The sequence below is a fragment of the Paenibacillus beijingensis genome, assembly GCF_000961095.1.
Lineage (GTDB): Bacteria > Bacillota > Bacilli > Paenibacillales > Paenibacillaceae > Paenibacillus_O > Paenibacillus_O beijingensis.
This window is the reverse complement of the sequence record NZ_CP011058.1, coordinates 2,164,389-2,189,418: the sequence shown is the minus strand read 5'-3', so window position 1 is coordinate 2,189,418 and position 25,030 is coordinate 2,164,389. Positions and strand designations below refer to the sequence as shown.

At 52.1% G+C, this 25,030-nt stretch carries 25 protein-coding genes, 2 pseudogenes and 1 riboswitch; of the genes and pseudogenes, 12 read left to right on the top strand and 15 right to left on the bottom strand.

Going from position 1 to position 25,030, the window contains the following annotated elements; genetic code table 11:
* Positions 1 to 20: 20 nt before the first annotated feature.
* Complete coding sequence (locus VN24_RS09770) at positions 21 to 1,232, bottom strand: DUF4872 domain-containing protein (RefSeq protein ID WP_045670254.1); 1,212 nt, start codon at positions 1,230 to 1,232, stop codon at positions 21 to 23.
* 222 nt (positions 1,233 to 1,454) lie between these two features.
* Here VN24_RS09770 and VN24_RS09765 point away from each other — a divergent pair, with 222 nt between their 5' ends.
* Positions 1,455 to 2,450: an HD-GYP domain-containing protein gene (locus tag VN24_RS09765; protein WP_045670253.1), complete on the top strand. Its 996-nt coding sequence runs from the start codon at positions 1,455 to 1,457 to the stop codon at positions 2,448 to 2,450.
* A 526-nt stretch (positions 2,451 to 2,976) separates the two neighbouring features.
* Here VN24_RS09765 and VN24_RS09760 read toward each other — a convergent pair.
* Entirely contained in the window at positions 2,977 to 3,594 is a 618-nt protein-coding gene (locus VN24_RS09760; RefSeq protein ID WP_045670252.1) for a TetR/AcrR family transcriptional regulator, read from the bottom strand.
* Positions 3,595 to 3,717: 123 nt separating this feature from the next.
* On the opposite strand from VN24_RS09760, the gene VN24_RS09755 reads away from it, so the two are divergent.
* A complete protein-coding gene (locus VN24_RS09755; RefSeq protein ID WP_045670251.1) occupies positions 3,718 to 4,665 on the top strand; it encodes an SDR family NAD(P)-dependent oxidoreductase in 948 nt (315 codons plus the stop codon).
* A gap of 12 nt (positions 4,666 to 4,677) precedes the next feature.
* On the opposite strand, the gene VN24_RS09750 is transcribed toward VN24_RS09755, so the two are convergent.
* A complete protein-coding gene (locus VN24_RS09750; protein ID WP_045670250.1) occupies positions 4,678 to 5,397 on the bottom strand; it encodes an MBL fold metallo-hydrolase in 720 nt (239 codons plus the stop codon).
* 158 nt (positions 5,398 to 5,555) lie between these two features.
* On the opposite strand from VN24_RS09750, the gene VN24_RS26265 reads away from it, so the two are divergent.
* Positions 5,556 to 6,197 carry a TetR/AcrR family transcriptional regulator gene (locus VN24_RS26265; RefSeq protein ID WP_052702881.1) on the top strand — a complete coding sequence of 214 codons (642 nt, stop codon included), beginning with the start codon at positions 5,556 to 5,558 and terminating at the stop codon, positions 6,195 to 6,197.
* 84 nt (positions 6,198 to 6,281) lie between these two features.
* Here the strand turns inward: VN24_RS26265 and VN24_RS09740 are convergent, their stop codons facing one another.
* The 4 genes and pseudogenes from VN24_RS09740 to VN24_RS28130 all read right to left on the bottom strand — a co-directional run bounded on the left by VN24_RS09740 (position 6,282) and on the right by VN24_RS28130 (position 8,891).
* Positions 6,282 to 6,725, bottom strand: a complete 444-nt coding sequence (locus VN24_RS09740; protein ID WP_045670249.1) for a VOC family protein — start codon at positions 6,723 to 6,725, stop codon at positions 6,282 to 6,284.
* Positions 6,726 to 6,807: 82 nt separating this feature from the next.
* Positions 6,808 to 7,740 (bottom strand): sigma-70 family RNA polymerase sigma factor, encoded by a 933-nt coding sequence (locus tag VN24_RS09735; protein WP_238590875.1) that lies wholly within the window; start codon positions 7,738 to 7,740, stop codon positions 6,808 to 6,810.
* Between the two features lie 211 nt (positions 7,741 to 7,951).
* Positions 7,952 to 8,710, bottom strand: a pseudogene (locus VN24_RS09730) (GntR family transcriptional regulator).
* A gap of 10 nt (positions 8,711 to 8,720) precedes the next feature.
* Positions 8,721 to 8,891: a hypothetical protein gene (locus VN24_RS28130; RefSeq protein ID WP_238590874.1), complete on the bottom strand. Its 171-nt coding sequence runs from the start codon at positions 8,889 to 8,891 to the stop codon at positions 8,721 to 8,723.
* A 179-nt stretch (positions 8,892 to 9,070) separates the two neighbouring features.
* Between VN24_RS28130 and VN24_RS09720 the strand changes: the two are divergent.
* Together VN24_RS09720 and VN24_RS09715 are read left to right on the top strand one after the other, a co-directional pair.
* Positions 9,071 to 9,391, top strand: a pseudogene (locus VN24_RS09720) (carbohydrate ABC transporter permease); the annotation flags it as partial.
* Positions 9,392 to 9,727: 336 nt separating this feature from the next.
* Positions 9,728 to 10,855 carry a PepSY-associated TM helix domain-containing protein gene (locus tag VN24_RS09715; protein WP_045670248.1) on the top strand — a complete coding sequence of 376 codons (1,128 nt, stop codon included), beginning with the start codon at positions 9,728 to 9,730 and terminating at the stop codon, positions 10,853 to 10,855.
* Between the two features lie 217 nt (positions 10,856 to 11,072).
* Here VN24_RS09715 and VN24_RS09710 read toward each other — a convergent pair whose 3' ends face one another.
* From VN24_RS09710 to VN24_RS09700, 3 genes are all read right to left on the bottom strand, one after another.
* Positions 11,073 to 11,807, bottom strand: coding sequence for an SDR family oxidoreductase (locus VN24_RS09710; RefSeq protein ID WP_045670247.1), 735 nt, complete (start codon positions 11,805 to 11,807; stop codon positions 11,073 to 11,075).
* 16 nt (positions 11,808 to 11,823) lie between these two features.
* The gene (locus VN24_RS09705; RefSeq protein WP_052702880.1) at positions 11,824 to 13,035 is read right to left on the bottom strand and encodes an MFS transporter; all 1,212 of its coding nucleotides are present in this window, start codon (positions 13,033 to 13,035) and stop codon (positions 11,824 to 11,826) included.
* A gap of 78 nt (positions 13,036 to 13,113) precedes the next feature.
* Positions 13,114 to 13,500 carry a MerR family transcriptional regulator gene (locus VN24_RS09700; RefSeq protein ID WP_045670246.1) on the bottom strand — a complete coding sequence of 129 codons (387 nt, stop codon included), beginning with the start codon at positions 13,498 to 13,500 and terminating at the stop codon, positions 13,114 to 13,116.
* A 172-nt stretch (positions 13,501 to 13,672) separates the two neighbouring features.
* On the opposite strand from VN24_RS09700, the gene VN24_RS09695 reads away from it, so the two are divergent.
* Together VN24_RS09695 and VN24_RS09690 are read left to right on the top strand one after the other, a co-directional pair.
* Positions 13,673 to 14,722: an NAD(P)/FAD-dependent oxidoreductase gene (locus VN24_RS09695; RefSeq protein ID WP_045670245.1), complete on the top strand. Its 1,050-nt coding sequence runs from the start codon at positions 13,673 to 13,675 to the stop codon at positions 14,720 to 14,722.
* A 77-nt stretch (positions 14,723 to 14,799) separates the two neighbouring features.
* Positions 14,800 to 15,780 carry an aldo/keto reductase gene (locus tag VN24_RS09690; RefSeq protein WP_045670244.1) on the top strand — a complete coding sequence of 327 codons (981 nt, stop codon included), beginning with the start codon at positions 14,800 to 14,802 and terminating at the stop codon, positions 15,778 to 15,780.
* 284 nt (positions 15,781 to 16,064) lie between these two features.
* On the opposite strand, the gene VN24_RS09685 is transcribed toward VN24_RS09690, so the two are convergent.
* From VN24_RS09685 to VN24_RS09670, 4 genes are all read right to left on the bottom strand, one after another.
* Positions 16,065 to 16,646, bottom strand: a complete 582-nt coding sequence (locus VN24_RS09685; protein WP_045670243.1) for a CGNR zinc finger domain-containing protein — start codon at positions 16,644 to 16,646, stop codon at positions 16,065 to 16,067.
* Positions 16,647 to 16,690: 44 nt separating this feature from the next.
* Complete coding sequence (locus tag VN24_RS09680; protein WP_045670242.1) at positions 16,691 to 17,428, bottom strand: MBL fold metallo-hydrolase; 738 nt, start codon at positions 17,426 to 17,428, stop codon at positions 16,691 to 16,693.
* Positions 17,429 to 17,722: 294 nt separating this feature from the next.
* Positions 17,723 to 18,268, bottom strand: coding sequence for a phosphoribosyltransferase family protein (locus tag VN24_RS09675; protein WP_045670241.1), 546 nt, complete (start codon positions 18,266 to 18,268; stop codon positions 17,723 to 17,725).
* Positions 18,269 to 18,363: 95 nt separating this feature from the next.
* Entirely contained in the window at positions 18,364 to 19,107 is a 744-nt protein-coding gene (locus VN24_RS09670) for a sulfite exporter TauE/SafE family protein (RefSeq protein ID WP_045670240.1), read from the bottom strand.
* Between the two features lie 212 nt (positions 19,108 to 19,319).
* Here VN24_RS09670 and VN24_RS09665 point away from each other — a divergent pair, with 212 nt between their 5' ends.
* Positions 19,320 to 19,871 (top strand): PadR family transcriptional regulator, encoded by a 552-nt coding sequence (locus VN24_RS09665; protein ID WP_045670239.1) that lies wholly within the window; start codon positions 19,320 to 19,322, stop codon positions 19,869 to 19,871.
* A 12-nt stretch (positions 19,872 to 19,883) separates the two neighbouring features.
* Here the strand turns inward: VN24_RS09665 and VN24_RS09660 are convergent, their stop codons facing one another.
* Positions 19,884 to 20,882, bottom strand: a complete 999-nt coding sequence (locus VN24_RS09660; protein ID WP_082084206.1) for a LacI family DNA-binding transcriptional regulator — start codon at positions 20,880 to 20,882, stop codon at positions 19,884 to 19,886.
* 256 nt (positions 20,883 to 21,138) lie between these two features.
* On the opposite strand from VN24_RS09660, the gene VN24_RS09655 reads away from it, so the two are divergent.
* The 4 genes from VN24_RS09655 to VN24_RS09640 all read left to right on the top strand — a co-directional run bounded on the left by VN24_RS09655 (position 21,139) and on the right by VN24_RS09640 (position 24,989).
* Positions 21,139 to 21,366, top strand: a complete 228-nt coding sequence (locus VN24_RS09655) for a hypothetical protein (RefSeq protein WP_045670238.1) — start codon at positions 21,139 to 21,141, stop codon at positions 21,364 to 21,366.
* Positions 21,363 to 22,790 (top strand): MFS transporter, encoded by a 1,428-nt coding sequence (locus VN24_RS09650; protein WP_082083699.1) that lies wholly within the window; start codon positions 21,363 to 21,365, stop codon positions 22,788 to 22,790. The genes VN24_RS09655 and VN24_RS09650 overlap by 4 nt, the downstream gene beginning before the upstream one ends.
* Before the next feature lie 20 nt (positions 22,791 to 22,810).
* Positions 22,811 to 23,071 carry an HPr family phosphocarrier protein gene (locus VN24_RS09645; RefSeq protein ID WP_045670237.1) on the top strand — a complete coding sequence of 87 codons (261 nt, stop codon included), beginning with the start codon at positions 22,811 to 22,813 and terminating at the stop codon, positions 23,069 to 23,071.
* 292 nt (positions 23,072 to 23,363) lie between these two features.
* A riboswitch (glycine riboswitch) is annotated at positions 23,364 to 23,461 on the top strand.
* A gap of 316 nt (positions 23,462 to 23,777) precedes the next feature.
* Entirely contained in the window at positions 23,778 to 24,989 is a 1,212-nt protein-coding gene (locus tag VN24_RS09640; protein ID WP_045673150.1) for a branched-chain amino acid ABC transporter substrate-binding protein, read from the top strand.
* Positions 24,990 to 25,030 lie beyond the last annotated feature (41 nt).

Sequence of the window (25,030 nt, the reverse complement as noted above, 5' to 3'; positions counted from 1 at the left end):
CAGGGTCGTGCATCATTCGTTCAGGCTTCCCATCTGGAAGAGTGAAGCGACCTCTCCAGCAGTTCCAAAGCTTCCCGTTCTTTCTTCAAGATAGCCAGCACAATCGCTCTCATCTCCGAGTAATGTTCCGTCAACCGTTCAAAGGGCCATTCCGTGTTTTCGATTAGACCCGCTTTTAACGCCCGGATTTGATCCCAGTAAGGCGGAAGCCCGGTGTGACTTAACGTTCCTTCGAGGATGCGCCGCTCGCGTTCCAGCACAAGAGCTTTCAAGTCGGCAAAATTCTCATCCGGCAAAGCGGTCTCGGACAGCTGCTTCCATAACGCTGCGCTTTCTTGGAACAGCCTGCCGCTTTCCAGCAGCAACGGCTCATCGATCTGGTTCCCCGTCATCTCAAGGAAACGGGCGTAGGTTCCCCGGAATGCGCTGCCGTCGGTGTTTACGGTAATATGAGTGAAGGTAGAGTAAAGAGCGCCGATCCAGTGCTTCGGCTTCGCGAACAACTGAATCCAGCTGTCTTTGCCTTTCGACGAGAGGCGGCTTTCCCATTTCTCAAGTGCGGTGACGCCAAAATTGGACATCCGCGGATTGTGCGCATGCGACAGGCATCGCCGGATTCCTTGCCGAGCGGCAGCCACAAGGGATTCCGGAGTTACGGCGAGCGGCTTCTCCTCGGTTAGCCACAGCGCATGATTGACGAGCTTGGCCGTGGCCAGATTGCTTCGGCCTTCGATCAGCTGCTCCACTGTCACTTCAACCGGGTCCTTGTAACGGTAAGCCAGCTTGGCCGTTCCGTTCTCTTGATTGATGCTGTAGGCAACGCAATAGAACGGATATCTCTTCTGTTCGATGCCGCCGCTATCGAATATTCCTTGGTGGATGGCAATGATGGCCGGAATGCCTCGTTCCGTGTGATCGGCTAATTGGTCGAAAGCCGTCCGCTTGTTCTTCGTCTGTTTGGCGCTGACGGTGCAGCCGAGCGATCCGAGGATGTCCGTCATGAATTGCCCGCTGCTCTCCCAGGACGCCCGCGTACCGAGGTGGAAGTTGATGAAGTCTTCTTTTTCATAGAAAAAAGTGAAGTAACCGTAGCCGATGCCCCCGCCGATGCCAAGCAGCATCTCTTCAGTCAACAAAGCTGCTGTTTCCTCTGAAGCGTAGTGGTGCAGCAGCTGTTTCACCGCATTCGTATCGCCGTGGAAACCGGGGCTTGTTTGAAAAGACCGATTCATGGAACCCTCCCGCGCTTTTGTTCTGGCAAACAAACGGCTTGTTATAAGATGACCATATCAAGAGCGGTTTGCGATTGCAAACAAATAATGGTTACAATAATGGATAGCTCGAAAAATCGTCGTATTGTTCCGATATAGATAGAAACAAGTCCAAACATTCACGGAGAATCGTGGGGGTTATTTGATAGGAACGTTACTTTTTTATGGAGGGAGAATCGCAGTATGAAAGACGAATGGGCCCGCTGGACACAGGATGATGAATTCTGCCCAATCGCGTTACGGAAATATGGCGTTATTTTTTGGAGCCTCTTTTTCATGGCCTCTGCGGTCGCAATTGTGCTGAATGTGTTGTTTGACTCCGAGCTGCTGCTCGGTTTGTATGTGTACCCGGTCGTTTTATTGGCCACGCTTGATTTATCAGGGCCGCTGCTCGCGCTAATCGGCGCTGCTTTGCTGGGCACCGTATTTGCCGTAAATGCGCCTGATCCCGTACTGATCGTCGTTGCCGCGTCCTATGCCGTTCTGCTGCTGATCGTAAGAAGGGTCGTTTGGATATCGGCACGCCACTACAAAGGGAAAAAAGAGCAGGAAGATTTATTGATGAACACGATCTTATCGTTGGGCAAAACGATCGATGCGCGCGATCCCTATACGGCGTTTCATTCGCACAATGTAGCTGAATATGCCCGCAGCATCGCCAAGGAGATGGGGCTTTCCCATAAAGAGCAGGATGCGATCTTTTTAGGCGGACTCATTCATGATATCGGGAAAATCGGCACGCCGGATGCGATTTTGCAAAAAGAGAGCCGGTTAACCGAGGGTGAATACGCCATTATGAAGAAACATCCGGAAGAAGGCTATCAAATCGTGAAAAATATGAAGCGGCTGCGTGAGCTGGGCATTACGGACATGGTTCGCTACCATCATGAACGTCCGGACGGCAACGGTTATCCCGCCGGTTTGAAAGGAGCCGGGATCCCGCTTGGCGCGCGCATTCTCGGCGTAGCCGACGCCTTCGATGCGATGACGACCAATCGGTCCTATAGACAGAAGCTGACGGTCGAGACGGCTGCCGAGGAGCTGAGGAGAAACAGCGGCACGCAATTCGATCCCGCTGCGGCCAGTGCATTTCTCGCGGTTTTGACCCGCGAAGGCAAGCTCCAGCCCGAGAAACCGGCGTTCAGTGCATCCCAGGCCAAGGCATCGTTAGTGAATTAACGGGAGTTATGGACCGGCCATAACGAACTTCATCGATATTTTTCCTTTACCGCCTTTACCGCTTACGGTAAAGGTTTTTTGTTGTTTAGGAAGTTATGCGAATCTAAGAATTGTGGATTGAGCGCATCGCTGGCAGCGATGGGGTCGTAGGTTCAGCCTGCGCGGACGGGATGGATGAATGACCTTTGAGATCTAACGGCTGTGTAAGACATTATTTTGCTCAAAATGCCCTTATGCAAAATTTAACGGTTGTAAGAGACCTTATCTGATGATTTTCGTTGAAAAAGGGCTATTCTTGCATCCAATAGCTGCGCTCATCTCCGTTAGAACTCCAAAGAGGTCATTTTCGTTTAATTAGCGGCAATGGCAGCCGTTAGGAAATAACCCGGCATCCATCGACTCCCTCAGCCGGAACGAATCGAACCGAGCGGAGTCGAACGGAGCCTAAACGTGCGGTATCGCTGATTTTCGCTTTCGCCGAAATAAATGATGGAGGGATGGGGATTGTCGGATCAAATGAGTTGTTTCATCCGCGCAGCCCAAGAAGTAAGGAATCGATGCAAACCCGGGAGATATGTTCAATCCCGCCCATTTGCATCGTAATCGGTTTCATTTGATTTTCGATAATTAATATTGCCGCCCCATGCATCATGGACCAGATGACGCAAGTAAGCTCCTCGCTGCTGCCTTCTTTCATTTGACCCGTCCTTTGTCCGGCGGCGACGATGTTTTCGATCAACTGAAACAGCTTTTTCGATACCTGATAAAGAGCGGGGTAGGCTTCGCGCTCGATCGTTAAGCCGCTGAACATTTCTCTGACCAGCCATGGATTGTGGACGGCGAATTGAACATAGGCGTGGCCCATGCTTCTTAATTGTTCGAAGGGGCTGCGATCCGTCATCAGGATGGCTTGCTCTATTTCAGCCGACAGCAGGTTGAAGCCCTCTTCGCAAATTGCGGCAATTAACGCCTTCTTATCGGCAAAATGCCGGTAAGGGGCCGCATGACTTACTCCCGCCCGGCGGGCGACTTTACGCAGATCGATGCCGGATGCCCCGCTCTCGGAAATGAATTCGATTCCTGCACGGATCAGCGTATTGCGAAGATCGCCGTGATGATAGCTTTTTTTATCCGGTTTGTCCATGAAATTCACCCTTTTGGTGTGATCACGAGATGTTGACGTCGTAAACATAAATCCAATACAATGTTTACAACGTCATCATACTACAAGTGAGTAGGGTACACCAGCCCGGGGAGGTTATGAAACGTGACTGCGTCCAATAAATCCGTGATCATTACAGGGGGCAATGCCGGCTTAGGGTACCAGACCGCGAAGGCTCTCGGGCAGGCGAAGGAAGGCTGGACAGTCGTCATCGCCGGTCGTCATGAAGGCAAGGTTCAGGAAGCGGTCGCCCGATTGAGAAGGAGTACGGGTAACGAACGGATCTACGGCCTGCTGCTCGATTTGGCATCCTTGGCTTCCGTTCGCGAATTCGCGGCCGCTTGGAAGAAGTCGGACCATCCGCGGTTAAAGGGGCTTATTTGCAATGCGGGCTTGCAGGTCGTTTCGGAAACAACGTATACGCAAGACGGCTTCGAAACGACGTTCGGCGTCAATCACCTCGGACATTTTTTGCTCGCGAATTTGCTCATTCTGCTTATGTCTCCGGCCGGTCAAATCGTATGGGTAAGCAGCGATACGCATGACACGACGAAAAAAACGGGGATGCCCGGTCCGGTTTATACGGATCCGCAAACATTGGCCTTCCCGCAGCCCTATGGGAAAAATGCCGATCTGCAGCACGAAGGACGCGTCCGTTATACCGCCTCGAAATTATGCAACATCTATACCGCATACGAAATGGACCGCTTGCTGAAGCGCAAAAACATCCCGATCCGCGTCAATGCGTTTAATCCCGGCATGATGCCCGGATCCGGTCTGGCCAGGGACTACAACCCGCTGATGCGTTTTGGGTGGAATTATATCCTGCCGATCGCAGCGGTATTTAATCGAAACATGCGCACGACCAAGCAATCCGGTAACGCGCTGGCGAAGTTGTTTCTGGATCCATCCCTGTCCGAAGTTTCGGGAAAATACTTTGATGGAACGAAGCCGATCCGCTCCTCGGCCGATTCGTACAATGTGAACAAAGCCCAAGACTTATGGGAGGGCAGCATCAGGCTGACTTCATTGAAGCCAGACGAGATGTGGTAACGACGCGTCCGATTATTGTTCCGATACCATGTTCTGTTCGGCTTCGTGAATGGCACGCATCATTTCCGAACAAGGTTCCTTGAGCATTGGCCCGTGACCTGTTGCGAGTAAGGAAGGTCGGAAGCCATGCAATCTATTAGCGCTTGCCAGAGCGGCCTGTTTGTTCCAGGTCCCCAGAGCGGGGAAGGGGAAGGACGGACAAAGCTGACCGGCTACTGCGACACCGCCCTCGGTCTGGAAGGAGTCGCCGGCGAACAAAGCATGGCTGCGGGTGTCGAGCAATGATATGGAACCGGGAGTGTGACCAGGTGTTGCCAGTACAAGAAGGGACCCAATCCGGTCTCCCTCATGCAACAGCCTGTCCGGCTGCGTCATGATGTTTTGCGGGATGATCCCCCGGATCGGCGTATCGGGTTCGTCTGCATGCAACGCGAAATCTCCCGCAAGCAGCCGGGCCTCCCGGGCAGAGATATAAACCGGGGCGTGGGGAAGTGCCTGTTTGAGCGGGTCGAGTCCTCCAATATGGTCATGATGGGCATGGGTTAGTACAATTCTTGCGATCGGTTTGTTAATCGCTGCCGCAGCCTGCAAAATGTCGCCGGCACATTCGGGGATGGCGGTGTCAATCAGAGTCAGGTCATTGTCTTCCTCGATAAAATAACAATTGACCGATAAAGACGCGCTCTTGAAATAAGTTAATTGGTACAATGAACCCTCTTGAATTATTCGCATAACAACACCCTCAATCGATGAGTGATACAATCCGTTATTGAACATCATGTTCAGTAACGATTATAATGTTCATCATAAAGCGGGACAATAACCAGATTGCCTCTAAATGTACGGTAACGGACAGTTGGGCACTGATTGTTCGGAAAGGAGGAATGCGAATGTCGGAAATAAAAGAAGATCGGCGCGTGCAGCGTACGCGCGCGCTGCTTGTTGATGCTTTGCTGGACCTGATGATCGAGAAGGGGTATGAAGCGATAACCGTTCAAGACATCATTGATCGGGCGAATGTAGGCCGGTCAACGTTCTACTCCCATTTTTCGGATAAAGAACAACTTCTGTTAGGCAGCATCGATCAACTGGAACTATTTCTGAAGCAGCAAAGAGCCGTTCGTGTCGTGCCGGATCCGTTAAGCGGGATCACATTTGGTTTCAGCCTGCCGATGCTGCAGCATGTTCAAGGCAACAAACGGTTGTATACGGCTACGGTCGGCAAACAAAGCGGAGCAGCGGTGCTGCATCATATGAAGTGTATGCTGTCCGATTTAGTGCGCGACGAAGCTGCCGGTTTAGGGCTAGATCCGAAATTCGGAGAATTGCCGCATGAGATTGCGGTTGAACATATCGTGAACACATTTTTAACGTTGTTACAGTGGTGGATGGGGCAGAATACGCCATGTTCGGCAGAAGAAATGGACCGGGTGTTTCACAAACTGACGCTTTCCGGCATATCGGTTTTTTCCCGGGCAGAGTTTGCCGCGTTCGGAAAAAAGCGTGGTGAACCGCAGCACTTCGAACCGTGACAGGATGCAGTGACGATGCCGATGCCGATGCCGATGCAAAAGAGAAGCTCTTCCCCGAACGCGGGAAGAGCCTGCCGTAATGCGTTATGCCGATGCCGGGTCTTGCCACACGTTAAACTTGTTGCCGTCGGGGTCCTTGAATTTAAACTGCAGCCCGCAGCTTCCAAGGTCGGTCAGCGGTTCAACTTCGACTCCTTTTTCACGAAGCCTCTTATGAAGCTCGACAATGTCTTCGACTTCAAAGGTTAAGGAGAACATTTCATAGTTTTCCCCGTCCCATTGATGGGTCGAAAAGTTGGCCGTTCTCTTCTCCGTCGTTTCCAGCAGGAACAGCCACTGCCCGTCTCCTAAGACAAGAATGACGCCGTCAGGCTCACGTTTCCGAACCGTCAAGCCGAACATCTCCTCGAACCAATCGGCAGCTTGCTGCCAATTGGAGACAGGCAAATAGTTGCAGAGAACCCTTTTTAACATAGGCTTGCGCACCGCCTGCTGCTGCTGGACGTCGATCGATTTTTTTTCCGTCATCACTCGTAGCACCTCTCGTTTCATTTGGTTTCGATATATAGACGATTCAACTTCATCAAACCCGTCGCAGGCGATGAACTTTTTATTTATTTTCGACGACTTGATATTTGTTGCCGTCCGGATCGTAAAAGACAAACTGCTTACCGAACAATTCGTGAGTTTCGATTGGCCCGGAATCAACGCGACCGCTTGTCAGCTGCAGCCATAATTCATCCGCATCCTCGACGGAAAACGTGAGCACGGGCATTCCCTTCGGAGAGCGTGTTTCGCTTTCGAGCAAATACAATTCATGGCCTGATTCGAGCAGCAGATTCCCATGAATGCTTATTCCCAAATGAAAATGACGGACGAACCATTCTGTCGTCTGCTTCTTATTGATAACGGGGATATAAAAGTGTCCCATTCGTTTCAGTAGTTGTTCACACACCATTTGTTCAAAATCGCGGCCCAGCCGCTGCGAGCGGAAAAAGGATTCGAAATCGTCGGCCAGATAAACCTTAAGCGTTTCCCGCGCACGGCGAATGCGGCTTTCAACGGCGGACAGCGATAAATCCAGAAAGTGGGCGATTTCTTTCATGGACCAGTCGCTTAAATAGTACAGCACAATGGCGGACTTGCTTTTTCCCTCCAACGTTTGAAGCGCTTTCCAAACCGCTTCTTGAATGACATGCCGATCGAGCCATTCATTGACATTGTCCGTTTGAGGGGCATTCGTTTCATCATAATGGACGGATGCTTTTTTCTTTTTTACAAAATCAAGACTCGTTCGATGCGCAATCGAGTAGAGCCAGCTGCCGAGCCGGGACGGGTCCTTTAAGGTAGGCAGGCTTTTGTAACACTTCACAAAAACCTCTTGTGCAACGTCTTGAGCCTCATAGAAGTCTCCTAACACGCTGTATGCGACCGAAAGCATGGCGTTTGAATAGTGAAGCACGATCATGCGAAACGCCTCGAAGTCGCCGCTCTGTGCATCAATGATCAGCTGATGATCGGATGAAACTGGATCTTCAATCACGGCTTATCACCATCCCCTGCTTAGTTTATTCTTCCAAAGGGGTGAAATTTCCTGCCTGTCATGACACGCATTGAAGCGCTTATCAAAACGGTAGAGGAGAAAGGGATCACTAGTAAAAGAGGGCGGCGAATCGACCGGGAGAAGCAGAAAAATGGCAAAAAAAGAAGCCGGAATGCCGACTTCAACCGTTTGCGGTTTGTTGGAGAAAGAGTCACAGCGTGAGAGCAAACGACGCAAAGTGGTCTAGACAGACGTCGTAGTCGACGACATAAGGGTGCAGTCCGGAGCGATAGTACCCTTCGCTGTATTCGACCACATCGCCCGCTTCGTCATAGGCATAACGAAACCGTTTCAGCATCGGAGCGCTCTTCTCCGCAAGCAGCAGCGCTTCGATGTCCGATGGCGCCGCCGCCACGGCAAACTCGTCGCGAAATTTGGCAATCGTCACGCTGCGCTCCTCCAGCCAGCCGTACAAAGACTGCGCGTTTAATTCCGACCGTTTGACGTTCCCGACCCGCGAGGGCAAGTAATGGGTGTAATGGATATAAGGGGCGTCGTTAAGCAAGTAGAGCCGTTCGATGCGGATACAACGCTCCCCGAACAGCTTGTAAGGCATCGTTCCCTCTTCGTTTGCCGCCTTTTCCGCGCTCAGCAGCTGTTTTTCAATGCGGTGCCCTTCTTCGACCAGCAGCTCCGTGAACCGCTTCAAGGTGGACCGCTTGGACGTCGACGTGTTGCGGATGACCTTTGTCCCTTTGCCGCTGCTCGTCTCCAGGTATCCTTCCTAAACAAGCTCTTTGATCGCGTTGCGGACCGTTATTTTGCTGACGCCGAATTCTTCCTCGAGACGCGGCTCGGGAGGAATGTTCGATTCGAGCGGATAAAGTCCGTGCAGGATCCGATCCTTGATTATATTTTTGATTTGCAGGTACAAGGGCCGCTTGTTGCGGGACAAATTCACGGTTGCCATCTCTACCTTTCTACGTCGCCTGCCGCTCCGTCATGGCGCGGTCAATGTCATTCTCCGACGACAGAGGAGTATCGCCGACGACGGTATGCGCGAGCATAGCCGCCGCAGCCGCGAAGGCGACGGTTTTCCCGGGAGGGAAGCCTTCCAGCTCTCCGTGCATTATTCCGATACATGCCGACATATTTTCCGTCCCTCCGGATGAACGCCGGCGTCACGCCCAGCTTGCGAAGCTGGGCGAGAGCGGCATCGCCGACCGCATTCGCGGGAAGTGTTGTAACGTGATACCCGGTATGACCGAACTGTGTGAGCGCCGAGACGACGTTCACGCCGGTCCCGGAAAAGGAATAGTGCAGCGTACCGGCTGCGATGATCGACGGCAACGGATACTGGGGCATTTTCTTCCGGGTCATCGTGCCGCTCGCGGTCCCGGCAATGGCTACCGTGTCCATTCTTGCCTTCCTGAGGTTCTGGAACGATTTCGCCTTTGCGCTCGTGTTTATTAACGATCAGGCGCTGAAGACGCTGCCGCTCAGCTTGTCGATTTTCTCCGACGGCTACGGCACGGATTACAGCCTGACGATGGCAGCCATGGCGATCGCGGTCATACCGACCATTATCATCTATTTGATTTTCCAGGAACAAATCATGAAGGGCATGGTGGCCGGCGCCGTAAAAGGATAAACCGCTGCAGCCAGCCGAGGACAAAATGATCTACAGTCCGCAAGCCCGCTTTCGGGGACAAACGCTCCTGACGTAATTGTCAGGGGTGTTTTGTTATTCTAGGAATTAATTACCAATTAATAAATATCTCCGACGGTAACATGACTTTGCGAATGGGTGCTAGCAATGAATATTCTGAAAAATACCGTTGAAAAATGCGAATTAATCCTTTATATTAAACCTGTATACAAGTTAGGATTCAAATCTATATTCAAATTGGGATTCTTGTTGGCGCTGTGAAAAATGATGAACCGGTAACAACGAAATCAAATTCTTTGAAGAAAGAAGGGATATCAGTTGGTCAAAAAAGTAATCTTGAAAATTCATCTGATTTTAAGTTTGTTGGCCGGAATATTCATTGTCGTTCTTTCCTTAACAGGCAGTGTCCTTGTGTTTAAAAATGAGCTTACCCGGTTCATGTATCCGGAGCTGTTCAAGGTGACCGAAGGGGAGCCGATCTCTTACCAGGACGCCCAAAAATCGATTCTGGAACAATATCCGGATGCGCAATTTCTGCGAATTTACACGCCCGATGAACCGGTAACCGGAGGCGCGTTCCAATTCTGGATCAATTCAGGCGGAGAGAGGGTATATGTTTATGTAGATCCCCCTACCGGCAACATTCTCGGAACGCTGGATGAGAGTGCGTTTCCGAACAAGTTGGCCGTATTTCACCGGAATTTATTGATTGAAAAGTATAAAGGCTTTGAGATCGTCGGTATTGTCGGATTCATGTTCACGTTCATTCTGTTATCCGGTCTTTATTTATGGTGGCCGGGAATCAAAGCGGGAATCAAAGGATGGGCGCAAGCTTTCAAACGAAGAAAAGCTTCGAATCCTTATATTAAAAAGAACGATCTGCACCGGTTAATCGGCATTTATTCGATTCCCGTCCTTTTAATCATCGCCTTCACCGGCGCCGTATACCCTTTTAGCAACAGTATATTGGGCTGGTTCGGCACAGGATGGACCCCGCCGGCTGAAAGGCTGGCCGTTCAGCAGAGAGCGGAAGGCAGGATGCCGGTGGACGAGCTTGTCAAGCTTGCCGAGCAGACCACGCCGAACAGTAAAGCAACCTTGATTATTCTGCCTACTAAACCGGAGAAGAACATCGATATCCGGCTTACCCGGTCTTACGATCCCGGAGCGGGGCATACCGGAAATGTGAAGGTATGGATGGATCCGTACAATGGCAAAGTGCTGGAGAAATGGGATCCGAGAGAAAACAATCTTCTTTACCAAACATGGGTCTTTCCGCTGCACATCGGGGCTTACGGAGGCATTTTCACCAAAGTGTTGTATTCCATCGTCGGAATGCTTCCTCCCGTCTTGATGTTTACCGGGATTTATATCTGGTTGTATAAAAAAAGAAAAAAGAAAAAAACGCAAGTGAGTGCGAACCCTGAAGTCGCGGAAAGTGCTTAAGGCCTTCCGGTACAGCCGAAGCAGATGATTGCCCCTATGTATGAGTCCCATAGAGGCAATCGAGCCGCTCGTTGCGGAGACAACGCTCTGCGACCGGTGATCGCCTGCGGCGGTATGCGTAAAGCATGGCCGCCGCAGGCGCTTTTCCTGACGCTTTCCCGGGGAAGGAAGCCTTCCCCCTTGCGTGCACAATTCCGCCGGTGCGGCACTCCCGCTCTTAGACGAGTCGGGCGCCTCCGTCCACGGTCAACGTGATCCCTGTCGTATTGCCGTTCTCGACCAAAAACAAGATCGCGCCGGCGATGTCATCGGCAGAACCGATGCGCCGAACCGGCAGGGTGGGGGCCGTTTGTTCAAACCAGGCCCGCTTCTGTTCGGCCGGCATTCCGTCGTGCAGCGGCGTATCGGTATATCCCGGCGACACGACGTTCACCCGCACCGGAGCAAGCTCGACGGCCAGCGTCCGGCCTAGCGTTTCCAAAGCTCCGTGCACAGCCGAAGGCACTGCCGCCCCCGGAACCGTCTTATCGCCGAAAAATCCGGTCGTAAGCGTGATGGAGCCACCTTCCCGAATGGCTGCCGCCCCGTAGCGGACCGCCAGATACGGTCCCCAGAACCGGCTCTCGAATTGCTCTTTGGCGCTGAACGTGTCGAGCTCGACAACTTTGCCCAAGCCGTGCTTCATTTCCCCTGCGGTAATGACAAGATGGTCGAACGCCCCCGTTTCGATAAAAAACGCCTGGACGTCTTCCTCAATCCGCAAATCGAGGACGGCCGTCCGGATCTCCCCTTCGAAGCCCTCAGCCGCTTTTTCCAGCCGGTCTGCAGAGCGTCCGACGATCGTCACCTCCGCTCCGAGCGCGGAAGCCCTTTGGGCGGCCGCGAGTCCAATCCCCGAGCCTCCGCCGATCACAATCACGTGCTGACCTTGCAATGAATTTTTTATACTCATCGTTGATCTTCTCCTCTCAAGTGTGTACGGCAGCCGTACCTTCGTTTCTTGACGCGCGCTTGGCGCTCCAAGCCGTACCTGCCGCCGCAGCGAGCAAAATGGCCGAGAGCGTCCAGCATAAAGCCGCAAACCCGAGCGGCATCAGCATGTTGGCGATGATGGGACCGAGACTGGCTCCGACAAAAACGAAAAATCCGTAAAGTGCGATGGCCATACCGCGGGCGCTGGCGCCCAACATTCCGATCCGGAAAACGATCGAAGGGACGGCGGTGGCGATTCCCGCCACAAAGACCACCGTCGCCGCGACGAATACGGGCATTGGTGCGTTTGACAGCACCGCTTCGCCCGCCAAACCGGCCGCCGCGACGAAAAAGCCTGCGACTAGAACGCGGGGAGCTCCAAACCGGCGGATCCATGATCCGCAAAACAACGTGCACATGATGCCTAGCATGCCGGCGAGCCTAATCAACAAAATTCGATCGGCGGATAAGTGTAACCGCTGGACCGCAAATTCATTCAAGCCCGTGTACATGGCGACAAAGCTCATTAAGATGCTCATCGCGGCGGCATAAGCGACCAGCAGCGCCGGAATTTTAACCAAGACACGGAAATGATCCGAGACGGCAGCGCGGGTTTCGGACTGGACGGGTGCGGATCGTTCCCGGCCTTTCGGCAGCCAGAACGAGATCACGATCAGCACGACGTAAACGGCGCTTAACAGCGCAAATACCGTTTCCCATCCCCATGCTGCGGCCACTTCGGCCGCAAAGATCTGACCAACTACACCGGCAAGCAAAAAACCGCTGCTCATATAAGAGATGACGGTCGGCCGATGGGAGGGCGGAATTACGTCGCTCACATAAGCAAGCGCCACAGGCGGGAACGAGGCGGCCAGAAAGCCTTGCACCGCCCGGAGCGAAATGAATGCCGCGAACGAAGTTGCGGATTCTACGAAAACGGTGCAGAGCGTGAGCAGGACCAGGCCTGCGATGATCAGGCGCTTTTTCGACACCCTGTCGGACAATGTACCGAAAAACACATTGCCTACGGCAAAAGCGAGACTAAAGGCGCTGCTCGCCCATGCCGTTTGGCTCGCATTGACAGCGAATGCGGAGCTGATATACGGAACGAGCGGGATCAGGACATAGAGCAGCGATACGACGGCAATGCCCGTTACGGTCAGCACGGTCGCGGTATAAGTGAGAGGCCCCTTTTTTAAATCAATCAAAATAACCTCCTTGGATCAAAATGGATAACGTTAACGTAAACGTAATGGTTTGGGCGTGCATAAACGGTTCGGAACCGCTTATGTCGACATTTCGTCGATCATAAGCTGAATCCGGGCCATGTTGAATTGAATCTCTTGTCTGAAACGAGCGAGCGAATCCATCTTGTCATCGATTTCTTCCAGGTGCTTCGCCAAAATCTCAAGCACTTTTTGTTTCCCTTTGATCATCGTCGGCTCTTCGAAATACAGGTCGATTACGGACTGAATTTCTTCCAGACTGAGACCTACATTTTTCAATACACCGATTTTGAGCAAACGCTGTAAAGAAATATCCGTGTAATAGTGATATCCGTTGCTCTCTTGCTCGACTTTCCCCAACAATCCCAGCTGTTGGTAGTGGCGAACGGTCCGGGGCGTAACTCCGGCTCTGCTTGCCAGCTCTCCGATCAGCATTTTCGATTCCATGCGTACCCCCAACCATGACGTTAACGTTAATGTGATTATAGGAAACGAAGCGCCGGATGTCAATCTTGTTTTCGATGGGTTGTCCACCGCTTCTTGTACAAAAAAAGGAAATCGGGTATATTTAATTGAGAATGATAATCAATTTTATTTGATTGCCGAGGAGTGAGCGGGTATGGAGCAGGAAGAGTTATTCGATGTAACGGTTATTGGCGGAGGGCCGGCCGGGCTCTACTCCGCTTTTTATAGCGGGCTGAGGGAAATGAAAACAAAGCTGATCGAATATCAGCCGCAATTAGGCGGGAAAGTGCATGTGTATCCGGAAAAAATGATTTGGGACGTCGGCGGGCTGACGCCCATAACCGGAGCGGCATTAATTGAGCAGCTGGTCAAGCAGGGGCTGACCTTCCACCCGGAAGTCGTGTTGAATGAAAAGGTAGAGTCGATTACCCGTGATGAAGAAGGGATTTTTGTACTCCGCACCGCCTCGGGCAGGCGGCATTTGTCAAAAACCGTTATCGTTGCGGTCGGAAGCGGAATATTAAAGCCGCATAAGCTTGAAATCGAAGGTGCGGAACGATTTGAAATATCCAATTTGAGCTACACCGTAAAGTCATTAAAGCGGTTCAAAGAGAAAACGGTTGTCATTTCAGGCGGGGGAAACTCGGCCATCGACTGGGCGACTGAATTGGAACCGATCGCCAAACAAGTGTATGTAACATATCGCAAGGACGTTCCGGGCGCTCATGAAGCGAAGATAGCCCAACTGATGAACAGTTCGGCCGTTTGCCTGTTCCGGACGTCAATTACGAAGCTGATCGCCGGCGAGAGCCATGAAGCGATTGAACGCGTTGAACTGACCCATCATGAAACCGGCGAGGTTTCGTATTTGCCGGTTGATGAAGTGATTATTAACCACGGGTATGAGCGCGACACGACATTATTGAAAAACAGCGATCTAAACATTGCAATGGAGGAAGATCATTATATTGCAGGCAATGCGAACAGCGAATCGTCGGTTCCCGGACTTTACGCGGCCGGAGACATCTTGATGCATGAAGGGAAATTGCATTTGATCGCCGGCGCCTTCCAGGATGCGGCTAACGCGGTCAACAAAGCGAAGCAATTTATCCAGCCCGATGCGGGCAAAACCGCCATGGTCTCTTCACACAACGAGGTTTTCAAACAGCGCAACCGGGAAATCGTGAAGCAAATGATGAACTAATATTCCATTTTTGCGTCCGTTTCGATTTTTCCTCGTCTCCTATCATGTAACAGAAAAAAATTGGAGGAGGAAAACGGGTGGAGTACACCTTCTTGGGCCGAACAGGGATGAGAGTCAGCCGGCTGTGCTTGGGAACGATGAATTTCGGCGTCGATACGGATGAGAGGACCGCGTTTCGCATTATGGACGAAGCGCTCGATGCGGGCATTACCTTTTTTGATACGGCCAACAATTACGGATGGGGAGCAAATTCCGGCTTGACGGAGACGGTGATCGGGCGGTGGTTCGCGCAAGGAGGGCAGCGCCGGGAGAAGGTGGTTCTGGCGACCAAAGTGTACGAGCCGATCTCGAGCCCAGTCGATGGGCCGAACGATGCAAGGGGCTTGTCTCTTTATAAAATCAGGCGCCACCTCGAAGGGTCGCTGCGCCGGCTGCAGACGGATCACGTTGAGCTGTACCAGATGCACCACATCGACCGGCGAACGACTTGGGAGGAATTGTGGGAAGCGTTCGAGACGCAGGTCAGGTCCGGAAAAGTGGATTACATCGGCTCCAGCAATTTTGCTGGCTGGCATCTGGTGAAGGCACAGGCGGCGGCCAAGGAGCGGCATTTCATGGGGCTGGTGTGCGAGCAGCATAAGATCAGCCTGCTGGAGCGGACAGCCGAAATGGAAGTATTGCCGGCCGCGAAGGATCTCGGTCTCGGCGTTGTGGCATGGAGTCCATTGGCGGGAGGTCTGCTCGGAGGCTACTCATTGAAGCCGGGGATCGGGACCCGTACGGCCCAGCAGGCGGAACGGATTGAGAAGCACCGCCCGCAGCTCGAACGGTTTTCCGCCTTGTGCGCGGAACTGGGAGAGCAGGAAGCGAATGTTGCGCTGGCCTGGACGCTAACGAATCCGGTCATGACCGCCCCGATCATCGGTCCGCGAACGGTGGAACAGCTGCGGGACGCCATCCGCGCGGTTGAAATCCATCTTGAAGAGGATGTGCTCCGCGAGCTGGACGACATCTTTCCCGGACCGGGCGGCGAGACGCCCGAAGTATACGCTTGGTAAGAATACGAACGAACCGGCCAAGGATAGCCCCTTGATCGGTTCTTTTTCGCTAATGAAGCTGGAGAAATTGATTGATACGACTAAAAACCTGCTTATGGAACAGCCCGGTTTTGTGTAACGACTCTGGAGTCCGTAACCTAAGAAAAATGGACATTTTTCTGCAAATAACGCTAATAAGATGCGCTAGGGATAGCCGCTGACAAGACTCATCGGGGAACCGGCTCCCTGTAACAGTAGTTCCCCTTAAGTGAGCCCGCTTCATAATAAACCTCTTTCCAGCTGCGCTAGTTCTTCGCTTTTTTCTTGGCATAAAATTCGGCCGCTTTATGGCGGTTTCCGCACATCTCCATACTGCACCAGCGCCTTTTGCCGCTCTTTGATGTGTCCACGAAATGGAGAATGCATTCGTCATGCTCGCATTTCCGGATCCGCTGCGGGGCATAACCTTCCAGCGTATCGGCGATGGATCGGATGATGAGATACTGCACATGATCGACGTCCGTATTTCCAGCATAGGTGAGGGAAATTTTCTCCCCCGTTTGCAGCAGGGCGGCACGGATCGATAAGCTTTCCGTCCGTTTTTCGAGCGACGCGAGCACGTCTTCGGAAAGTTTGCCTCGCATCTGCAAGTCGGACACAATCTCCTGACACAGCTCGCGCAGAGGGATTAGCTCGGCAATCATCTTTCGCAGCGGCTCCGATTCCGCGGAAGCGCCGGGCGCCATGTACAGTTGGTTGGCATTCAGCCATTGCTGTGCCGCTGCCGGTTCCGCCAACACATCCCGGATCCGCTTATTGTGCATATGGCGCGTATTGACCAGGTTTAACCACGGGCTTCCGCCAAGTAAAAAATGTGAGCTGTCCACGATCGATCATCTCCTAGTTGTTGCCCGAGGACGTGAGTCCGAATCTATACGACCATTGTTTCTTTCGTGCTTAATATTGTCAAGTTTACCGTATCTTTCGCGGTTGCTGTCAGGCGGTCAAGCAGGTTTGGCGTCTGGTGATAGACCGGCGGGTGATGAACCGTTCCGTAATGGATTGGCACGAGCGCACCTGCTCCCAAAACAACCGCCGCCGAGACGGCCTGTTCCGGTGTCAGGGAAATGGGCTGATGGCTCGGCGTGAAGCCGGGAAGTTCGAGGACGGCTCCGTTAACGGGCAAGAAGGCCGCATCGAATGGACCGTGCGTTTTGGCAATGTTCCACCAGTAACCGTGCCACAGCGTATCCCCGCAGTGAATGACTTTTTTCTCCCCGCCCTGCACAACCCAAGCGACCTGAGGATCACCGAACCCGTCGACGGAGTCCGTTGCCGTCACCGATAATGCGCCCACTTGGAACGACTCCCCGGGCTTGATCTCCCGAATGTCAGTCAGCCGGCCGCCGCGGGCAAGCGCATGCGGCAGAGACGGAACATAGACCGGGACCGTTTCGCCGTAAAAAGCCGCGATCGCTTCCGGATCAAAGTGGTCGGTATGGTGATGCGTAACGAGGACAGCATCGACCGGTCCGAATTCATCCAGTGGATAAAGCGGATCGTGAGGCTGGCCGAAATGGGCCGGGAAATGAAATAGCGGATCGATCGCGATGCTCGTCGTTTCGAATTGCATTCGAATGCCCGCCCACGGAAGCTTTTGGACCTTCATTCAACGTCATTCCTTTCATTGTCCGAATACTTATAACCGTTAAAAAATTATTTGGCGGTTATATGGCTTTATCATAATGGATCACTTATAACTTGTAAATATATATTTTAAAGGTTATAAATGAACGGGGTGAACGGATACCGTTACGGACCGGGCGAGGCTGTCCAGATCGGAATCGTTGATGCACAAATGAAAACCCGCATTGTACCTAATGCGGGCCAGCTGTTAAATATGGAGCCGTACGGGATCGGAATTATTAAGTATCACCAAGAATTACAAAGTAACCCCAAGTAATTAGCGATTCCTTCTAAACAACGGCAGTGCCTCCAAAAAGATAATATCGTCCCGTTTCGCCGCATCGCCTTCGGCTAAAATCGCCGCTTTTGCCGTCACGATGCCTCCGGCTAATTCAACGAGCTCTTCGAGGACGCGCAGCGACTCTCCTGTGCTGATGACGTCATCGACGACCGCGACCCGCTTGCCTTTTATAAACTCGGTATCGGATTTATCCAAAACGAGCACCTGTTCCTTCTGGGTCGTAATGGAGACGACTTTATTGATCAAAGGCTCTTCCATATAAGGTTTTATGCTTTTTCTCGCGACGACGTAACGTGCCATTCCGAGTTTTTTTGACAGCTCGTAAATGAACGGGATTCCTTTCGCTTCGGCTGTAACGAGCACATCGACAGGCGGCAGCCTGTCAGCTACGAGCTGCGCGGCAGCATCCACCAGTTCGGTATCTCCCAAAATAACAAAGCTGGCAATGCTCAGTTCGTCCGATATCGGAACGATCGGAAGCACCCTCGTTAATTCCCCGATTTGCAGCGTATATGTATTCATAACGATTCCTCCTTATGCCGACAGTTTGAAACGAAACGATGGGCCGGACAACACTATTAATATATCAGATGCGAAAAAGGATGTAACGATCCGGATCAGAACAGGATCAAATGAATGCCGCCGAGCGCCGCCAGGATGAGGATGATAGCCTGAAAATATTTTTGCGGAATAAGCGGAAGCAGCTTGAAGCCGGCAATTGCGCCGGCCGCAACGGCCGGAATCATCCAAGCGGTGAGCACGAGCGACTGCGGCGTAATGAGCCCGAGATGAGAGGTGAACGGAACTTTGATGACGTTGACGATAAAAAAGAAAAAGGCGTTCGTGCCGACGAAAGCGGTTTTGTTCATTCCTTTGGAGAACAAATAGATCGACATGATGCTGCCTGCCGCATTGCCGATCATCGTCGTGAAGCCGGCAAGGATGCCGAGCCCGCCGTTAAAGGCCCGCGATTTGGTGAAGGCGAACTCGAGCGCGCGCTCCAGCCGATCCTTGACCAGATGAAGCGCGATGAGCAGCAATACGAGGATGCCGATCAGTACGGAGAGCGAGCGGTTGCCGATTTGGCCCAGCACGATATAACCAGCGCCGATGCCGGCGAGCACCCAAGGCAGCAGCACGAGAAGGTGCTTCCAGACAACCGCTTTCCGGTAATAAAGAATCGCGATAATATCCCCGGTGATCAGGATAGGGGTCACAAGACCGACAGATTCGCGCGCGGGAAATATCGTCGCCATTATGGCAGCCACAAATATCCCGAGCGTGGGCAGGCCGGTTTTCGTAAACCCGATCAGGACGGCACAGATGATCGTAACCGCCAGCTGTAACGGTGTAATGTCCATGATGACTCCTTTGCTTCGGTTTTTTTTACCAGTATATCATGAATTTTTGTTCATCTATCAACGTTCCAAGCGTTGTAAATGATGTCCTGAAGCGAGCAAAAGAAAATTGGTACCGGTTGCTTCTCACTCATCATTAGGTTAATATTAACTTATAATGTTTGAATGAATACGTGATATTGAACGATATAAAAATCGATTGAGGTGGGCAGATCATGAGTTCGATCCAATATGCATTGCTTAGTCTATTGGCGCGGGAACCGCTGAGCGGATACGACATGAAGCAGCAGATGAACGGCAGGTTCACGGCGTTTTATAAAATAAACAACAACCAGCTGTATCCGTCCCTCGCCAAAATGGAGGGGGAAGGGCTCATCGAGCTTCTATCCCATGAGCGGGAATCGTACCGGCCGGCGCGCAAAGTGTATAAAATTACGGAAGCGGGTATCGAAAGCTTAAAAGCCTGGGTCGCCCAACCGGGCAAGCCGGGGGATTGGGAGGAATTTTTGCTCAAGCAGTACAGCTCGTGGCTGATTGAACCGGAGGTCCTGATTCCGCTGCTGGAAGAAAACAAGCGGCAGCATGAGGAGATTTTGGCGGAATATACGGCAAGAGCAGCCATGTTACGAGAGCAGAACGGGCCGTTAACGAGCGATAATCCTTTATTTTCGACCGTTGTCGTCATCGAGATGGGAGTCGGCTTCGAGCGCATGTCGATCGAATGGTGCGACAACATGATCCGCTGGGTGAAAGAGAATCGGATCTAAGGCAGCTAACCGTTAAATCGAACGGACGCTGTCGCGGGTTTCCAAATAATGCGATACGCACCAGTGGCGGGGGGAAACTTCTCCCCCTCTGATCCGTTTGATTAAGTTCCGCGCCGCGGTCATTCCGATTTCCGAAGCGGAGTACTTCACGGTGGACAGCTTCGGCCGAATCATAGCGGACATGTCGATGCCGTCAAAGCCGACCACGGATACGTCGTCCGGAATGCGCAGGCCGTTTTCCATCAAGTCATGCATAGCCCCGATCGCGATCCGATCCGTCGCGCAGAATAAGGCGGTCGGCATGGAGCGGCTTTCGCGTATTTTGCGCATCGCCTCGATCCCGTCCTCAACAGTGATACCGCTTTCAACAATCCAATCGCGGGCCAATGGAATGCCGGCTTCCGCCAGTGCCATCCGGTACCCTTCGAACCGGTGGTCTCCCGATGCAACATCGCCGCTCCGCGCGCGAATCATCGCAATCCGGCGATGCCCCTGCTGGATCAGATAAGTGACCGCTTCATAGGCAGCCGTAATATTGTCCACGTGAACGGAAGGAATCGAGGCCGAATGCGCGTCGCGGCCGACCAAAATGCACGGGATGCCGGACAGCTCGATCAGCTCGATCAGCTCGCCTTTTAAATTGTCGCTGGCCAAAATAATGCCGTCCGCCTGAATTCCCCGAAACAAATTGAAATAATGCAGCTCGTTCTCAAGCGTTCCTCCGGTTAAGCTGAGCATCGTGTTGTACCCGTATATCCGGGAGACGTGATTGATGCCGTGGATCAGCTCGTCGAGAACGGTGTTTTTCACTTCGGGAAGCATGACGCCGATCAGATTGGATTCATTTTTTGCAAGATTCTGGGCGATGGTGTTCGGTCGGAATTTCGTTTGTTCCATGACGTCCAGCACCCGCTTGCGGAGGTCGTCTTGAACCGGTTTGCTGTTATTGATCACTCTGGAAACGGTGGAGATCGAAACGCCTGCCATCCGGGCAATGTCTTTAATCGTCATCTTCAAAGGTTTCGCCCACTTTCCTGTTTTCCTTGACAACGCTTACATAGGAAAATATTTTCCCGCGCTTTTGAGTGTATTATATGCAAAGACCCTGATTCCGTCAATCATTTTGCGACTATCGCAGCGATTGCCCATATTTTTAAATTGGGCTTGACGGGAGAATAAATCGAAGTATAATGGAAAACAGGAAAACGCTTTCTGATAGCGAATACAAAAAGCCTCCGGTTTGATGCATTATGGAGCAAAAAGCGAATTGAAAGTGCCGAAAAAACAAAGAAAAGCCACTTTTTTTGCTATGAACAAACGAAATCCCGCCTTAATTGTGAAACCGCTTTCCCGAATTGGTATCAAGAAACCGAATCAATTTTCCAAGAAGAGCGAACGCCTGTTCTTCTGGACCTTTCGAAATCATGAAAGCGCAACCAGAATGAAACAGAATCGTTGGGGAAAAATACCGTTAAAGGAGAATGATGAAACATGAGCGCTAACAAATCAGCCTACAAAGTGACTGGCGTTGGATCAAGCGGAGCTGCGGATGGAGCGCCCGGCAGGGCGGTGGACAATTCGCTCGTTCAAGATATCTCATTGAAAGAAAAAATCGGATACGGGCTTGGCGATTTTGCGAGCCAGCTGCTGTTTGCGGCAGCGTCCACGTTTTTGTCTTTTTTTTATACCGATGTGATCGGGATTGCGGCCGCTGCTGTGGGCACGCTGCTGTTCATCGCCCGCGTGCTTGACGCCTTCGCGGATATCGGAATCGGAGCAATGATCGACAAGACGAAAAGCAGACACGGCAAAGCGCGGCCTTGGCTGCTGTGGATGGCCGCACCGTTCGCCGCTTCCGGCTTGCTGCTGTTTACGGTGCCTGATGCGGGACCTGTCGTGACGATGATCTATATCTACGTCACTTATTTGTTGATGAACTTTATCTATTCGGCCATCAACGTTCCGTACGGCGTTCTGAACTCCTTGATGACGCAGGACGGCTACCAGCGTTCGGTCCTGAACATTTTCCGGATGGTCCTGGCCGTTTGCGGCGCGATTCTGGTCACCTATTTCACTAAGCCGCTTGTAAACGTGTTCGGCGGCGGCAAGATCGGCTGGATTTGGACCTTTGCCATCTTTGGCGTGCTGGGCATGCTGGTCTTCCTGTTTACGTTCGCCACGACGAAGGAGCGGGTCAAGCCGTCCGTCGTGCAAAAGGAGATTCCGTTCAGGCGCGGTCTGAAAGCGCTTTTTAGAAACAAGTACTGGGCGCTGCTCCTGGTATTCGCGATTGTGTTTTTTGCCAACAACGCCATGGGCAGCACGATGATTGTTTATTACGCGCAGTATATGCTGGATAACGTGGATTTGGTCGGCATCTTGGGATTGGCGAACCTCATCCCGTTATTGGTCGCCTATTTTCTGCTTGCTCCCGTCATCAAGCGCTTTGGAAAGCGGAATGCGGCTATGGCCGGCAGCGTGATTTTGATTGCGGGCTCTCTGGTTACGGCTTTCAAACCGGACGACCTTACGTTTGTTATTGCCGGCCTGGTAATCAAATCCATGGGTACGGCGCCAATCATGGGCACCTTCTTTGCGATGCTGGCCGATACGGTGGAATACGGCGAGTGGAAAACCGGGATGCGGACTGAAGGCCTCGTCTACAGCGCGGGCAGCTTCGGGACGAAAGCGGGCAGCGGCTTCGGTGCGGCGCTCGTCGGATGGGGTCTGGCTCTCGGCGGTTACGTCGGGGGGCAAGCGAGCTTAAGCGCCTCGGCGCTTGCGTCGATTCAAATGCTCTTCATATATGTGCCGATCCTCTTGTCCGTGCTTCAGCTTGTCATCCTGTGGTTTTACCGGCTGGACAAGCAGTATAATCAAATCGTGAAAGATCTGCAAACCGTAAGATCCGATATCTAAGTAAAGGAGTGCAGCGCACGATGACCACAAAAGAAATAATAATGCGCCAAAACGGCTTCCACGTCCTTTTCGCCAAAAAGCTGACGACGGCGGCTGCATCGTTCGAATCGGAAATCCGGATTGTGTGGCAGGCCAAGAACGTTATTTCGGATGCGAAAAGCATCCTGGGCGTCATGGCGCTCGATGTCACGAAAGGGACGCCGGTCACCCTGACGGCGGAAGGTCCGGACGAAGAACGAGCCGTCGAGGAACTGGCGGTCTTGTTTGACCATTATGAGTAGAGGCTGCCCGTCCTGCGGAATAATCAGCAATCAAGGCAGACCCCTCCCGGCTTGTGCCGGACGTCAAAACGTCCGCCGGCCCGGAGGGGTTTTTGTCGATTTTGAACGCCCGCTGAACGAATGGCAGGGCGCTTCAATTTGAGAATGCGCTTACATACCTTTATTTTAGCTGTATCGCGTATTTGTTTCGTGTTATCAAACCAAACACGAATGTAACACCAAAAAAATAAACGTTGACAAACCTCTTTTCATTCATGTAATAATGTAAAAAAAAGGACAATTTGATATGTGGATGAAGGTTTTGGGAGAGATTACTTTACATTAAAGTAACGCCGAAGGAATAAGCCCGGTCAGGGTGAAGATCTCAGGCAAAAGGACCAATACCGGACACACCTCTGGAGAGAACCCGTCAGGGTCGCCGAAGGAGAAACTTTGGATGGAGGACAATCTTCCGAAGGTAACTCTCAGGTACAAAGGACAGGGGGTAAAGAAACGGCGGGCACCCCTCATATCCGTTTCTTTATTCGTTGTTTTTTTACTTTTTACACAAATTTGATACATAACCGGGGTGATTTTAAGAGGGCGGATCTTACGCGATCAGAAGGTGAAGATGGAGATTAGAAACGTAACAAACGCATATCATCATGATTCAATCCGAAAAGCTTGTCCCGACAAATGAGAACAATCGAGGAGGGTTTTTATGAACATGAAAAAAAGTTTTGCGGTGATGTTAATCTCTACCATGATGATCGCGCTGTTGGTGGCATGCGGCTCGTCCGGTTCGTCCGGCTCGACCGAAAACACCTCGGCATCCGGCGGCTCGTCCGATAAAAAAACCGTGATTAAGATTGCGACCCAATCTCCTCTGTCCGGAGGCAGCGCCGTTCAAGGCGAGGCCATCAAGCTGGGCGCGCAATTTGCGCTTGAAGAGCATAAAGCGGAGTTTGAAAAGCTTGGCTTCGATCTGCAGCTGGCGCCTTACGACGATCAAGGGGATCCGAAAAAAGGAGTGGCGAACGCGGAATTGATCGGCGCTGACACCAGCATCCTCGCCGTCGTCGGCCATATGAACTCCGGGGTCGCGATTCCATCCTCCGTTGTCTACGAAAAGTATAATATTCCCATGGTTTCCCCCTCCAATACGGCGACCGAAGTGACGGACCGCAATTTGAAAGCCGTCAACCGGATTGTCGCCCGTGATGACTTCCAAGGCCCGGCCGCGGCTCAATATGCGGTTAATACGGTCGGCGCCAAAAACGTGTTTATTATCCAGGACAAGACGGCATACGGCCAAGGGCTCGCGGATGCGTTCAGAGGCGAGGTCGAGAAGCTGGGCGCAGCCGTTGCCGGCTACGAAGGGATTACGGTCGGCGAGAAGGACTTCAACGGCGTGCTCAACCAGGTGCTCAGCAAAAAGCCGGACTTCATCTTCTTCGGCGGCGTATATGCGGAAGGCGGCTTGATCGTCAAGCAAGCGCGAGAGAAAGGCATCACCGCTCCGTTTATGGGCGGGGACGCGATTGACTCGTCGGGTATGATTGACATCGCGGGCGACAGCTCGAAAGGCGTTCTGTACACTTCGGTTGCGACCGATATTACGAAATCCGATAACGGTAAGAAATGGGCCGACGATTACAAAGCGAAATTCGGAAAAAGCGTCGACGCTTATTCCGCTTACGCTTACGATTGCATGAGCCTCATTCTGAGCGGGTTAAAAAGCGCCGTAGACGCAAACGGCGGCAAGCTTCCTTCGCGTGAACAAGTTCGCGACGCGGTGCGCGCAACGAAAGATTACGAAGGCCTTGCGACCAAAGTAACGTTTGACGGCAAGGGCGACAACGATTTCGCCAAAGTGTTCGTGTACGAATACAAAGAGGCCACTTACCCGGGTTCCCTTATCTCCGAAGTAGCCAAGTAACGTCGTAACGTCAATATTTGATCATATGCAAAAGAGGTATG

Coding starts and splice junctions, on each gene's coding strand:
- VN24_RS28130 (WP_238590874.1), bottom strand. CDS start 8,891: ATGTCGGCATGTATCGGAATAATGCACGGAGAGCTGGAAGGCTTCCCT.
- VN24_RS09760 (WP_045670252.1), bottom strand. CDS start 3,594: ATGGACAAACCGGATAAAAAAAGCTATCATCACGGCGATCTTCGCAAT.
- VN24_RS09770 (WP_045670254.1), bottom strand. CDS start 1,232: ATGAATCGGTCTTTTCAAACAAGCCCCGGTTTCCACGGCGATACGAAT.
- VN24_RS09750 (WP_045670250.1), bottom strand. CDS start 5,397: ATGCGAATAATTCAAGAGGGTTCATTGTACCAATTAACTTATTTCAAG.
- VN24_RS09645 (WP_045670237.1), top strand. CDS start 22,811: ATGACCACAAAAGAAATAATAATGCGCCAAAACGGCTTCCACGTCCTT.
- VN24_RS09650 (WP_082083699.1), top strand. CDS start 21,363: ATGAGCGCTAACAAATCAGCCTACAAAGTGACTGGCGTTGGATCAAGC.
- VN24_RS26265 (WP_052702881.1), top strand. CDS start 5,556: ATGTCGGAAATAAAAGAAGATCGGCGCGTGCAGCGTACGCGCGCGCTG.
- VN24_RS09710 (WP_045670247.1), bottom strand. CDS start 11,807: ATGAGTATAAAAAATTCATTGCAAGGTCAGCACGTGATTGTGATCGGC.
- VN24_RS09665 (WP_045670239.1), top strand. CDS start 19,320: ATGAGTTCGATCCAATATGCATTGCTTAGTCTATTGGCGCGGGAACCG.
- VN24_RS09695 (WP_045670245.1), top strand. CDS start 13,673: ATGGAGCAGGAAGAGTTATTCGATGTAACGGTTATTGGCGGAGGGCCG.
- VN24_RS09700 (WP_045670246.1), bottom strand. CDS start 13,500: ATGGAATCGAAAATGCTGATCGGAGAGCTGGCAAGCAGAGCCGGAGTT.
- VN24_RS09765 (WP_045670253.1), top strand. CDS start 1,455: ATGAAAGACGAATGGGCCCGCTGGACACAGGATGATGAATTCTGCCCA.
- VN24_RS09670 (WP_045670240.1), bottom strand. CDS start 19,107: ATGGACATTACACCGTTACAGCTGGCGGTTACGATCATCTGTGCCGTC.
- VN24_RS09660 (WP_082084206.1), bottom strand. CDS start 20,882: ATGACGATTAAAGACATTGCCCGGATGGCAGGCGTTTCGATCTCCACC.
- VN24_RS09740 (WP_045670249.1), bottom strand. CDS start 6,725: ATGACGGAAAAAAAATCGATCGACGTCCAGCAGCAGCAGGCGGTGCGC.
- VN24_RS09640 (WP_045673150.1), top strand. CDS start 23,778: ATGAAAAAAAGTTTTGCGGTGATGTTAATCTCTACCATGATGATCGCG.
- VN24_RS09675 (WP_045670241.1), bottom strand. CDS start 18,268: ATGAATACATATACGCTGCAAATCGGGGAATTAACGAGGGTGCTTCCG.
- VN24_RS09680 (WP_045670242.1), bottom strand. CDS start 17,428: ATGAAGGTCCAAAAGCTTCCGTGGGCGGGCATTCGAATGCAATTCGAA.